Origin of the sequence: Pseudomonas sp. WS 5410 (assembly GCF_012985645.1) — a bacterium.
Lineage (GTDB): Bacteria > Pseudomonadota > Gammaproteobacteria > Pseudomonadales > Pseudomonadaceae > Aquipseudomonas > Aquipseudomonas shahriarae.
In genome coordinates, this window is sequence record NZ_JAAQWS010000010.1 from 18,774 (window position 1) to 30,478 (window position 11,705).

Below are 11,705 nucleotides of genomic sequence, written 5' to 3' on the forward strand. Positions count from 1 at the left end.
AGCGCCGGCGTGGCTGAGCGCGTATAGGTTATTTTTAGTATTACATTGTGGTTTGCCTTGTGGCAGCCACCTGGATGGGATGATGACTGCTCCACGCCTTCCTTTATTTTTGATGCTCGCTGGCCTTTTGGGGTTGGCGGGTTGCACTACGCACCAACCGGTGTCGCTGTACCAGCTGGATAGCGGAAATCCGGCGCAGCCTGCGCAAAGTGCTGGCATGGCGGTCTTGCTCGGGCCGGTCGTGGTTGCCGATTACCTGCAACGTGAAACCCTGCTGCAACGCCAGGACGATGGCAGCCTGCAAGGCTCCATCGACGGCCGTTGGGCCGGTAGCCTGTCGTCGGATATCAACCAGTTGATGCTGCGCCAGGTGGCCGGTCATCTGGACAGCCAGCGTGTGGTGCTGTCGCCGGCGCCCACCAGCTTTACGCCGGATGTGCAGGTGTTGCTGACCATTACGCGTCTGGACTCCGGGGCTTCGCAGCCGGCCATCCTTGACGCGCAATGGCGCCTGATCGACCGCCGTGGCCAGGTGCGGGACAACCGCATTGTGCATCTGCAGGAGCAGCATGCCGGCAGCACCGCTTCCCAGGTCCAGGCCCAGGGTGTGTTGTTGCAGCGTTTGGCTGAGCAGTTGTCGGTTGCCCTCAAGCCATTGGCCAACCAGCCACCGATTGCCGAGGCCCCGCGCAAGCAGGCCCCGGCGCCGGCCAAGCCGGCAGCCCCGGAAAAGCCGAAGATCCCGATGGCATCGCCGATTCGTACGGATATGGAAGTGTTCAGGTTCTGACTTGAATCGCAGCCAAATAAAAGGCCCGCTGAGTAAGCGGGCCTTTTTGTTTGGCGCAGATCCAATGTGGGAGCGGGCAAGCCCGCTCCCACACAAGCCTGTGTCACATTGCTGGCTTGTTGCGGGTCTCATGCATCCGTGCCAGCTGACGTTCCAGCATCGACGGGTAAGGCTCCATCAAGCGCTCTACACAGCACGCGCCTTCAGGGCTGGCAATCGGGCGGATACGTGCGCGTTGGCGGATCAAGGCGTCGTCGCTGATCTTGCGCTCCACCAGCAGCAGGTTGCGGCTGTGTTGCGACAAGGCCAGGGCGTCTTGGGCGTTTTCGGTCAGCAGCAGATCAATCTGGCTCATGCCATACAGATCATCGCCCAATGTCAGGCCCAGTTGCAGTTGCAGGGTGATGCCGCTGTCGGCGACTTCGATCTGCAAGGCATGGCCCAGGGCGCGCAGCAGTTCACCGCAGCAGATGGCATTGGTCAGGTAGTCTTCGCCGCTGTCTTCGCTGTGGAACAGCATCAACGTGCTGCCGTCGTTCAGGGTGTGCAGTTCGCTCTGGTACAGCGAGGCTGCCTGGTCCAGGCAATCGCGGTAGCGTTCCAGCAACTCGGTCAGGCGTGCCCGTGGCAGGCGGCGCAATTGCTCCTGGGCGCCCAGTTGCACGGCCAATACCGCGCTGTGCTGGGGCTGGCTGCTCGCAGGCCGAGGCGCGACCACCGGGCTTGGCGCCGACTCGTCACGCAGGTCGGCAAACGGATCGTCATCGTCCAGGCTGTCTTCTTCGGCCTTGATGGCCGTACGCGGTGCCGGCTTGAGGCCAGCCATCGGCGTCGACTCGTCGAAGCTCGGATCGCGCAGGTTGCGCACTTCGAACTCGGGTTCGTCGTCATAGTCGGTGTCGTCGAACTCCGGCTCGGGCTTGGCTTCAGGTATGACCGGCTCCGGGGCAAAGCTGGTGTGCAACTGGCGGGCAAGGTCGCCGATCTCATCCTGGCGGTCGGTGGCCGGGGTGTGTTCGTCGATATCGCGCAGCCAGATGCGCAATTGCATCAGCGGCGTGGAGATATGCCGGCCCAGGCGCAGGCTCAAGGCCAGGGCCAGGGCCAGCAGGATCGCGCTGAGGATGCCCATGCTTTGCAGGCTGATGGTCATCGGCTGCTGGAACTGTTGCATGTCCAGGCTGATGCGCAATTGGCCGGCTTTCACATCCTGAAACGTGATATTGCTCTGGTACAGGCCTTCGGCCTCACCCAGCAGGCCGTTTTTCGGGCGTTGCCCGGCTTCGGCCATGATCCGGTTGTCCACGCTGTAGATGGCCGCGTGGGCCACCAGCGGGTTCTTGGTCAGGTTGTTGAGCAGCACGTTGAGGCTGAGGATGTCGTTGGACACCAACAGCTCGGTCGCCGAGGTGGCGGTCTGGGTCGTCAAGCTCTCGCCCAGGGCGTCGGCTTGCTCGTGCATGGCCTGTTTGAACTGCAAACCCATCACGCAGGCGTAGATCACCAGGGCCAGGGCGACCAGGATCACGTTATGGCTGGCGATGCGTAATGCGATCGGTACACGGCGGTGGCGCAGTGCCCGGAAGATCAGCAGGAAGAAGTTATCGGTTTTTACTGGCGTGGGCCGGTTCACTTGCGCTCGGCTCTTGGTCCGTGAAGTTGACGCGCAGTATAGCGACAGGCCCAAGACCGGCAAAGCGCTGGCTGTGCCCGATGGTCACTGAAAGTGGGTAGAATGCGGTTTTTTTCCAGCTCGGGGGTGCGCTTTGCGCGAAATTGTCCTGATTAACATCACCGGTGTTGACCGTCCGGGTCTTACCGCAGCCATTACCGGTGTTCTGGCCCAGGGTGGCGTGACCATTCTCGACATCGGCCAGGCCGTGATCCACGACACCCTGTCGTTCGGCATCCTGGTGGAGATTCCAGATACCGAACAGGCGTCGTCTGTGCTCAAGGACATCCTGTTTACCGCCTATAAGCTGGACCAGCAGGTGCGTTTCACCCCGGTATCCGAAGCGGATTACCAGCACTGGGTGGCCGGCCAAGGCAAGAAACGCCACATCGTCACCCTGCTGACGCGCAAGGTCACCGCTGAACAATTGCAGCGGGTCAGCTCGATCACTGCGCAATATGGCTTGAATATCGACCATATCGACCGTCTGTCGGGTCGCATGCCCCTGGACACCCCGGCGGACCAGGGCAAGGGCTGCATCGAGTTCTCCGTGCGCGGTGAGCCGGCTGACCCGCAAGCCTTGCGCGCCGAGTTCCTCAGCGTGGCCCAGGAACTGAACGTGGATATCGCCTTCCAGGAAGATTCGCTGTTCCGTCGTAACCGGCGCCTGGCGGTGTTCGACATGGACTCGACTCTGATCGAAGCCGAAGTTATCGACGAGTTGGCCAAGGCCGCAGGTGTGGGCGAGCAAGTCTCGGCGATCACCGAGCGCGCCATGGCCGGCGAGCTGGATTTTCGCGCCAGCTTCAAGGAGCGCCTGGCATTGCTCAAGGGCCTGGACGTCAGCGTCCTCGATTCCATCGGCGCCTCCCTGCGCTTGACCGAAGGTGCCGAAACCCTGTTCGCCGAACTCAAGCGCCTGGGCTACAAGACCGCGATCCTCTCGGGCGGCTTTACCTACTTCGCCAAGCAATTGCAGGCCAAGCTGGGCATCGACTACGTGTTCGCCAACGAGCTGGAAGTGGTGGATGGCAAGGTGACGGGCGTGGCGGTCGAACCGATTGTCGATGCGCAACGCAAGGCTGACTTGCTCAAGGAGCTGGCACACAAGGAAGGTTTGCGTCTGGAGCAGACCATTGCGGTCGGCGACGGCGCCAACGACCTGCCGATGCTGGCTATTGCGGGGTTGGGCGTGGCCTTCCGGGCCAAGCCGCTGGTCAAGCAATCGGCCAAGCAGGCGATTTCGACCTTGGGGCTGGATGGTGTGTTGTATCTGTTGGGGCTGCGTGACCGCGACGGTCAATAACGACAGGAACGCGGTCAAAAATGTGGGAGCGGGCTTGCTCGCGAAGGCGGTGTGTCAGTCAACTAAGGTGTCACACCGCTTTCGCGAGCAAGCCCGCTCCCACATTTGATTTTCGCTGTATTCGGATCAGGCTTTTGGCAGCGCGATACCCTGGCCCATCTGCACCGGCGTTCCCGCCACCAGTTCTTCAGCCCATTTCACCTGATCCGGCCCAAACAGCACGATAGCGGTCGAACCCAGCTTGAAACGCCCCAGTTCCGCACCTTTTTCCAGGTGGATCGGCGCACGGGCGGCTTCGTCGTAGCGCACGGTTTTCAGCTCGCGCTTGGGCGGCGTTACCAGGCCGGCCCATACGGTTTCAATCGACGCGACAATCATCGCGCCCACCAATACCACGGCCATCGGGCCGCGTTCGGTGTCGAACAGGCAAACCACACGCTCGTTACGCGCAAACAACTCCGGCACGTTTTCGGCCGTGGTCTGGTTGACCGAGAAAATCCGCCCAGGCACGTAGACCATTTCCCGCAGGGTGCCGGCCAGTGGCATGTGCACGCGGTGGTAGTCCTTCGGCGACAGGTAAATGGTGGCAAAGTCGCCGCCCATGAACGGTGCGGCAACGGCGGCGTCGCCACCGAGCAGTTCCAGCACGCTGAAACTGTGGCCCTTGGCCTGGAACACGCGGCCGTGCTCGATCGGGCCGAGCTGGCTGACCGCGCCGTCTGCCGGGCTCAGCACCGCGCCTGGGGTTGGGTCCAGGGGGCGGGCGCCGTCTTTCAGGGCACGGGTGAAGAAGGCGTTGAAGTGCTCGTAAGCGGTCACGTCTTCTACCAGCGCCTGGGACATATCCACCTGGTAGCGCTTGGCGAACCAGGTGGTGAAGGCATTTTTAAACCAGCGCACACGGCATTCGGCAATGCAGCCGGCCAGGCGCGACAGCAGGTGGTGGGGCAGCAGGTACTGGCTGAGGATAAACAAACGCTTTTTCATGAACTGTCCTTAAACCTTAAATCTCAACGGGGGTGTCGGGGTGGTTGCCCCATTCGCCCCAGGAACCGGCATAACCTTTGACTCGCGGATAACCGAGCGCCTTGGCCACCAGGTAGGTGAAGCCAGAACGGTGGTGAGTCTGGCAGTGGGTAATGATTTCTTTGTCTTTGGTCAGGCCCAGGCCTTCGAGGATCTGCGGCATGTCGCGGCGGATCCGCAGGTTGCGTGCCTTGTCCATGCCCGCCGTCCATTCGAAGTTGACTGCGCCGGGAATATGCCCGCCCTTGGCCGCGAGGACTTTTTCGCCGCTGTATTCCAGCGGGCCACGGGCATCCCAGATGCCCAGGTCGGCAGCGCCGAGGCGGCTTTGCAGGTATTCGCGGGTGGCCGTGGGCTCGTCGTGCAGGGTCAGGCTGACCGGGCCGCCGACGGCTGCGGTGACCTCGGTGGACACGGGGTGCTGTTCATCCAGCCATGCCAGTAGGCCGCCATCAAGGTAGTGATATTTCTTGTGGCCGATCACGTCGAGCAACCAGATAAACCGCCCGGCCCAGCCGCCGCCTTCGTCGTCATACACCACGTAGGTGGCATCCGGGGTGTGGCCCAGTTCGCCGAACAGTTTCTCCAGGTCGGCCTTGGCCGGCAGCAGCCCTGGGGCCGGTGGCTGGCCCAACTGGGTGCGCTTGGGATCGACAAAGTGCGCGCCGGGGATATGCCCCTGGGCATAACGGGCGGCGCTGGTGAGGTCCACCAGAATCAACGGCTCGGCGGCGAGGCGACTAAGCAGGTCGCTGGGTTCGATCACCAGCGGCAAGCCAGAAAAGTCAGGCATGTGAGGTCTCCCGGGCGCTAGGTTGGGTGATAAAAGAGGGCGATTGTAACGCAAGCATCAAGCGGTGCGGTTGGTAAAGCAGTGCAGGGCTTTCTCGATGCATTGGGCGGTTTTGCCGAAGGCCTGCACGGTGGTTTCGGAGAACGGCCCGCCCCCCTGGTCGGCAATCATCAGCATCACCACCCGGCCGTTACAGCTCAGGGAGCGCAGCAGCAAATGCTCGCCGACGAACAGGCGCCGCAATGAAGCAGGCAGCAGCACCGCGAATTGTGCGTGATTTTCCGGGTTGAGGCGCACTTGCGCAGGCTTCTCCAGCAAGCGTTGCAGCAGCGTGCTTTGTGCGGACTCAAGGCTCAGGTTGGCAGCGTCCTTGGGCAGGCCATCGACCTGATGCACGCGCAAAGTGGCCAAGGCCTTGTCGGCCATCAGCAACATCACGCGCTGCATGCCACTGGCAACCAGGGCCTCCTTGGCGCAGGTGGTCAAGTGCATCGCATTGGCGAAGCGGCTGGGCTCCACCAGCAGCTCAGTACAACGCTTGCGCCACACCGCCAGGGCTTCGGCGGTCGGCGGCGGTGCGGGCAGCAGGCCGCGATGCACTCGTTGCATATGCCACGGCCAGATCAACGCCAGTGCCGGATGCCAGAGACCGGCGGTCAGGGTATGGCGCGCGCTGATGACCGCCTGTTGGTGCACCTGTTGCTGCACGTCGGCCAATGGTTGTTGCAGGTACAACGCGGTGAGGTACTGCCAGCGCTGGGTATGGGGGCAGGCCCAGGATTCCTGGGCCGCCAGTGCCATGCCATTGGCCAGCAGCACGGTATTGGCCGGCTGGTTCAGCCAGCGCCGCAGCGCCGGGTCGGCATCGAGTTTTTGCTGCTGGCTCAACGGCACTTCATCGCGGGCGATGTGCAGGGCCTTGACCAGTAAGCGTTGTTCCTTGAGCAGCAGTTGGTAGCCCTGGGACACCCAGATCGGCAGGCGCCAGGCCTCGGTCAGCTCCAGGCACAGTGCCAGCAGGGGCACGCCAAACAATTCCTGTTCGACCTTGCGTGCCGATTGACCCTTGTGGATCACCCGCAGCTCCCATTCCTCCAGGAGCTTGGGGTAGGCAACGGCCATCGGCCACAGCGGTGAAAGAAACAGCAGGCTGCCCCAATGAATATCCTGCCACAGGCGCGCCAGGCGGCTGGCAAACAGGCCGCTGGCTTGCTGCGAGGCATGCTGGCTGATCAGCTGCAATTGGCGCAGGGCCACGGGGATTTCGTTGAGCGGCACCGACGGCAGGCGCGCGAGCAGTTCTTCGGTGCGCTTGAGGCCGAGGCGGTTGATCGCCACTTCAAGGTTTTCTGCGGGCTCTGCCAGGCTGCCGTGGGCCTGGTTGTTGGCTTCACGCATGACGCTCAGGACCAGTGCCGGGCTGTCTTGCATCAGCTCTGCAATATCTCGCAACGAACGGCGACTGTCGCCGATGGCCTTGCACACGGCAATGTGGCTCGCCTGCGGGACGGGCAGGAGAACCTCGTCCAGACGCTTGATCCAGCCAGCCAGAGAGTTGGGTTTTGTAGTTGGGACTGTCGTTTCGTTTGCCATGATTGGGGCGCGATCATCACTTGCGGTCAACACGCCCGGAGTGGGCCGAACTGGCTTTTCGCCTTAACGGGCTATAGTCTGGCGCAGTTTTGCCGATAAGTAGAAGAAGAGTTTTTAGATCTTCCGAATATGTCCATGAACCCGACGGCGCAAGTACTCATCCCCTATGGCTAAAATTATCGGCATCATCGTCGTCATCGCAAGCGTGCTCGGCGGATACGTTCTGTCCCACGGCAAAATTGCTGCGCTGATCCAGCCCTTCGAAGTGCTGATCATCGGTGGTGCGGCGTTTGGCGCTTTCCTGCAGGCCAACCCTGGCTACATGACCATGCACGTGATCAAAAAGTCGCTGGGCATGTTCAGCTCGCGCTTTTCCCACACGTTCTATCTGGAAGTACTGGGCCTGGTCTACGAGATCCTTAACAAGAGCCGCCGCGAAGGCATGATGGCCATCGAGGCGGATATCGAGGACGCCGCAGCGAGCCCGATCTTCGCCAAGTACCCTGCCGTGCTCAAGGATGACCGCATGACCGCCTATGTCTGCGACTACCTGCGCATCATGTCCTCCGGCAACATGGCCCCCCACGAGCTGGAAGGCCTGTTCGACATGGAGCTGTTCAGCCTCAAGGAAGAACTCGAGCACCCATCCCACGCCGTGACCGGTATCGCCGACGGCATGCCCGGTTTCGGTATTGTCGCGGCAGTACTGGGGATCGTGGTGACCATGGCGTCCCTGGGCGAAGGCGACCAGGCGGCCATCGGTATGCACGTCGGCGCGGCGCTGGTGGGGACCTTCTTCGGTATTCTCGCGGCCTATGGCTTCTTTGGCCCGCTGGCCACCTCCCTGGCCCACGACGCCAAGGAAGAGCTGAATATCTACGAAGCGATCAAGGCGTCCCTGGTGGCTTCGGCTTCCGGCATGCCGCCATCCCTGGCGGTGGAGTTCGGGCGCAAGGTGCTGTATCCGAAGCACCGTCCAAGCTTTGCCGAGCTGGAACAAGCAGTTCGCGGTCGCTAAGCCATGGAAAACAACCAGCCGATTATCATCAAGCGCGTCAAGCGCTTCGCTGCCGGGCACCACGGTGGTGCCTGGAAAATTGCCTTCGCTGACTTTGCGACGGCGATGATGGCGTTCTTTTTGGTGTTGTGGCTGATGTCCACCGCGACGCCGGAACAGAAGATCGCCATCGCCGGTTACTTCAAGGACCCCATTGGGTTTTCCGAGAGCGGCACGCCGTTTGTGATCGACTTGGGCGGCTCGCCCGAATTGGCCCCTGAGCGCACCATCAACCCGGAGGTGCAAACCGAAGCGCCCCAGGAAAATATCCCGATCGAACGCCAGACCGTCGAGAGCATGGCCGAACAGGTCGAGCAGGAACGCCTGGAGTTGTTACTGCAAGAGTTGCAGAACAAGGTCGATGAAAACCCGCAACTGCAAAAATTCAAGGATCAGATCCACTTCGATATCACCCAGGACGGCCTGCGTATCCAGATCATGGATGCGGCCAATCGACCGATGTTCGACTCTGGCAGTGCACGCCTGAAGCCTTACTTCGAAGACATCCTGCTGGCCATGGCCGACACCATCAAGGCGGTGCCGAACAAGATCAGCGTCAGCGGCCACACCGATGCCAAGCCGTATTCGGGCCTGGGCGATTTCGGTAACTGGGAGTTGTCGGCCAACCGTGCCAACGCCGCCCGCCGCGTCCTGGTGGCCGGCAGTTATCCGGATACCCAGGTGGCGCGCGTCGTAGGCTTTGCTTCATCCCAACTGTTTGATGTCCAGGACCCGTTCAACCCGATCAACCGGCGCATTGATATTGTGGTGCTGACCAAAAAGGCTCAGCGTGCCATCGAAGGCGAGCAGGGTGCCCCTGCGCCGGTACCGACCCAGGGCGAGGGCGCACCGGGTGAAGTGCCGGTAGACCCGAATGCCCTGCCACCCGAGCAGCAGCCGTTGCCGGCCCATGAGTTGCGGCAGAAGCTGAATCTGTTTGACGAGGGTGGGGTGAAGGCTCCTACGGTGCCTGCGCCAGGCTCGTAGGCGTACCGTCTAAATGAAAGCGCCCCGATCAGTCGGGGCGTTTTTACTTGTGCTCAAAGTGGGAGGTAGGCTTTGACGCCACTGATCACGCCTTGCATATCATCGGTATTCAGCCGCGGTACGAAGTACTCCCGACCTTTGGAGCGGGTCTTTCTATGGAGCTTGTCGAGGCGCTCGAAACTCACGGTATAGATCATGTCGCACTTCACCCACAGCTCTTTGTAGCCATCGGACTGAAGTGGGTTGATGTGTAGCAGGTGGTGCCAGGCATGCTGGACTTCGGGGGCAGTAGAGGAGATCGGGACTACAGTGCACAGCCTGCGATTGTGGCTGGAGGTAGGGGATATCATCACGACTTTACGGATCTTCAGCATTTCAGGGGCGACAAAGCCTCGTGTGAAATCGCAGAGAAGAACATCGCCTTGTTTGGGGTGATAGTAGAGAGTCAATCGAATGTCCCGCAAAAGCAAAGCCGCCCGAAGGCGGCTTCATTCGACACGCAGTGGAGCTTGCTTCGCCCCTTCTGCGCCGCTGGATCAACTCCGGGAAGGATCCAGACTCCTGCCGACTTTCGCCGGTAACGGAGTGATTATGGGCATCAGGAATTCCGAATTCAAGCTGGCTTGTGTCAACGAGCCACCCAGTTGTCCTGAATTCTTGATGCCGGCCCCTATTAAATCAATGGAGTAGGGGGTTGCAGGCTGCACTTAAAGTGTATCGAGGCATGGCCACTCAGTAACTGCTTTCCGGCAAACTCGCGATGATCGAGCGATAGCTGTTCATGCGTTGTTGTTGCACGCGCCCGTCTTCCAGGGCCTTGAGCAACGCACAACCCGGCTCGCGGTCGTGCTTGCAGTCGCGGAAGCGGCACGTGCCGATCAAGTCGTTGAACTCGATGAAACCCGCTTCTACATCTGCGCGGCTGACGTGGCCCAGGCCGAATTCACGGATGCCGGGGGAGTCGATCAGCTCGCCACCGCCCGGGAAGTGGAACAGGCGTGCGGTGGTGGTGGTGTGCGTACCCTGGCCGGACAGCTCCGACAGCGGGCCGACGCGGGTCTCGACTTCCGGTAGCAGGCTGTTGACCAGCGACGACTTGCCCACGCCCGACTGGCCGACGAACACGCTGATGCGCCCGTCCAACTGCTGTTGCAGCTGTTCCATGCCGTTGCCATGGTGTGCCGAGACTTCCAGCACCGGGTAGCCCAACTGCCGATACACCGCAAGCAACGCATTCAGCGCCGGGGCGTTCTGGTCGTCGATCAGGTCGAATTTGTTCAGCAGCAACAGCGGGCGGATGCCAGCGTGCTCGGCCGCCACCAGGTAGCGGTCGATCAGGTTGGCGTGTGGCTCGGGCAGCGGGGCGAAGACGATGACAATCATGTCGACGTTGGCCGCCACCGGCTTGAGTTGACCACGGCTGTCCGGGCGGCGCAGTTCGGTGCTGCGCGGCAGTTGCGCGACGATCACCCCGATGCCTTGGTTGCCGGCACGCCACACCACTTTGTCGCCGGTTACCAGGGCCGGCAGGTTGGCGCGCAGGTGGCAGCGGAACACTTCGCCGGCCAGTTCGCCTTCCAGGGCCTCGACTTCGACCTGCACCCCAAAGTGCGCGATCACCAGGCCCGTTTGTTCGGGGCCCAGGTCGCCACCCTCCAGCGCTTCCACGGCGGAAGATTCACGTTTGGCGGCGCGGGCAGCGCGTTCACCCTGGATTTTTTCGATGCGCCAGTTTTGGCGACGGTTGAGCTGGCGTTTGGCCATTGGTGTTCCGTGTCGATAATGCAAAGGTTGGATAAAACGGTCGCGAGTCTAGCACGCCCCGCCTGCTAAACTGCGCAGCTACGCCAAGGTGCCAAGGAACCACGACATGCAAAACCCACAGAACCTGATTTGGATCGATCTGGAAATGACCGGTCTGAACCCTGACACCGACGTCATCATCGAGATGGCGACCATTGTCACCGACAGCAACCTCAACACCTTGGCCGAAGGTCCGGTGATCGCCATCCACCACAGCGACGCGGTGCTGGCCACCATGGACGAGTGGAACACCCGCACCCACGGTAACTCGGGCCTTACCCAGCGCGTGCGCGACAGCCGCATCAGCATGGCCGAGGCTGAGGCCCAGACGATTGCCTTCCTGGAAAAGTGGGTGCCCAAGGGCAAGTCGCCGATCTGTGGCAACAGCATCTGCCAGGACCGCCGCTTCCTTTATACCCATATGAAGGGGCTGGAAAGCTACTTCCACTACCGCAACCTCGATGTGTCGACCTTGAAAGAACTGGCCGCGCGTTGGGCGCCAGAGGTCAAGGACAGCTTCCATAAGGGCAGCACCCACCTGGCCCTGGATGATATCCGCGAGTCGATTGCCGAGTTGCAGCATTACCGCAAGCATTTCATCAAGGCTTGAATTCGTGGCGCCAGGGCTGGCGCCATCGCGGGCAAGCCCGCTCCCACAGTTGCTGTGGGGTGTGTGCA

At 61.5% G+C, this 11,705-nt stretch carries 11 protein-coding genes; 5 read left to right on the forward strand and 6 right to left on the reverse strand.

The genetic code is table 11. The features are described 5' to 3' along the window. The first annotated feature begins 82 nt into the window (after positions 1-82). Positions 83-790 carry an ABC-type transport auxiliary lipoprotein family protein gene (locus tag HBO24_RS15845; RefSeq protein ID WP_057444497.1) on the forward strand — a complete coding sequence of 236 codons (708 nt, stop codon included), beginning with the start codon at positions 83-85 and terminating at the stop codon, positions 788-790. A 103-nt stretch (positions 791-893) separates the two neighbouring features. On the opposite strand, the gene HBO24_RS15850 is transcribed toward HBO24_RS15845, so the two are convergent. Beyond that, positions 894-2,423: an AhpA/YtjB family protein gene (locus HBO24_RS15850; RefSeq protein ID WP_057437372.1), complete on the reverse strand. Its 1,530-nt coding sequence runs from the start codon at positions 2,421-2,423 to the stop codon at positions 894-896. A 133-nt stretch (positions 2,424-2,556) separates the two neighbouring features. On the opposite strand from HBO24_RS15850, the gene serB reads away from it, so the two are divergent. Beyond that, a complete protein-coding gene (gene serB / locus HBO24_RS15855) occupies positions 2,557-3,768 on the forward strand; it encodes a phosphoserine phosphatase SerB (RefSeq protein WP_115127251.1) in 1,212 nt (403 codons plus the stop codon). Between the two features lie 126 nt (positions 3,769-3,894). On the opposite strand, the gene asd is transcribed toward serB, so the two are convergent. From asd to HBO24_RS15870, 3 genes are read right to left on the reverse strand one after another with little or no spacing between them, the layout of a single operon-like run. Further along, positions 3,895-4,755 carry an archaetidylserine decarboxylase gene (asd, locus tag HBO24_RS15860; protein ID WP_057437374.1) on the reverse strand — a complete coding sequence of 287 codons (861 nt, stop codon included), beginning with the start codon at positions 4,753-4,755 and terminating at the stop codon, positions 3,895-3,897. A gap of 16 nt (positions 4,756-4,771) precedes the next feature. Continuing rightward, entirely contained in the window at positions 4,772-5,587 is an 816-nt protein-coding gene (rhdA, locus tag HBO24_RS15865; RefSeq protein ID WP_170044473.1) for a thiosulfate sulfurtransferase, read from the reverse strand. A 57-nt stretch (positions 5,588-5,644) separates the two neighbouring features. Continuing rightward, positions 5,645-7,180: an HDOD domain-containing protein gene (locus HBO24_RS15870; RefSeq protein ID WP_170059981.1), complete on the reverse strand. Its 1,536-nt coding sequence runs from the start codon at positions 7,178-7,180 to the stop codon at positions 5,645-5,647. Positions 7,181-7,346: 166 nt separating this feature from the next. Between HBO24_RS15870 and motA the strand changes: the two genes are divergently transcribed. Together motA and motB are read left to right on the forward strand one after the other, a co-directional pair. Then, complete coding sequence (motA, locus tag HBO24_RS15875) at positions 7,347-8,198, forward strand: flagellar motor stator protein MotA (protein ID WP_057437383.1); 852 nt, start codon at positions 7,347-7,349, stop codon at positions 8,196-8,198. Between the two features lie 3 nt (positions 8,199-8,201). Further along, entirely contained in the window at positions 8,202-9,224 is a 1,023-nt protein-coding gene (gene motB / locus HBO24_RS15880; RefSeq protein WP_170059982.1) for a flagellar motor protein MotB, read from the forward strand. A 53-nt stretch (positions 9,225-9,277) separates the two neighbouring features. On the opposite strand, the gene HBO24_RS15885 is transcribed toward motB, so the two are convergent. Next, positions 9,278-9,673 carry a type II toxin-antitoxin system PemK/MazF family toxin gene (locus HBO24_RS15885; protein ID WP_170059983.1) on the reverse strand — a complete coding sequence of 132 codons (396 nt, stop codon included), beginning with the start codon at positions 9,671-9,673 and terminating at the stop codon, positions 9,278-9,280. Positions 9,674-9,956: 283 nt separating this feature from the next. Then, positions 9,957-10,988, reverse strand: a complete 1,032-nt coding sequence (gene rsgA / locus HBO24_RS15890) for a small ribosomal subunit biogenesis GTPase RsgA (protein ID WP_057437388.1) — start codon at positions 10,986-10,988, stop codon at positions 9,957-9,959. 106 nt (positions 10,989-11,094) lie between these two features. Between rsgA and orn the strand changes: the two genes are divergently transcribed. Then, positions 11,095-11,637: an oligoribonuclease gene (orn, locus tag HBO24_RS15895; protein ID WP_003188046.1), complete on the forward strand. Its 543-nt coding sequence runs from the start codon at positions 11,095-11,097 to the stop codon at positions 11,635-11,637. Positions 11,638-11,705: the final 68 nt, after the last annotated feature.

Excerpts from the sequence above, each read along its gene's own strand:
- HBO24_RS15845 (WP_057444497.1), top strand. The coding sequence starts at position 83 with ATGACTGCTCCACGCCTTCCTTTATTTTTGATGCTCGCTGGCCTTTTG.
- asd (WP_057437374.1), bottom strand. The coding sequence starts at position 4,755 with ATGAAAAAGCGTTTGTTTATCCTCAGCCAGTACCTGCTGCCCCACCAC.
- rhdA (WP_170044473.1), bottom strand. The coding sequence starts at position 5,587 with ATGCCTGACTTTTCTGGCTTGCCGCTGGTGATCGAACCCAGCGACCTG.
- HBO24_RS15870 (WP_170059981.1), bottom strand. The coding sequence starts at position 7,180 with ATGGCAAACGAAACGACAGTCCCAACTACAAAACCCAACTCTCTGGCT.
- motA (WP_057437383.1), top strand. The coding sequence starts at position 7,347 with ATGGCTAAAATTATCGGCATCATCGTCGTCATCGCAAGCGTGCTCGGC.
- motB (WP_170059982.1), top strand. The coding sequence starts at position 8,202 with ATGGAAAACAACCAGCCGATTATCATCAAGCGCGTCAAGCGCTTCGCT.
- rsgA (WP_057437388.1), bottom strand. The coding sequence starts at position 10,988 with ATGGCCAAACGCCAGCTCAACCGTCGCCAAAACTGGCGCATCGAAAAA.
- orn (WP_003188046.1), top strand. The coding sequence starts at position 11,095 with ATGCAAAACCCACAGAACCTGATTTGGATCGATCTGGAAATGACCGGT.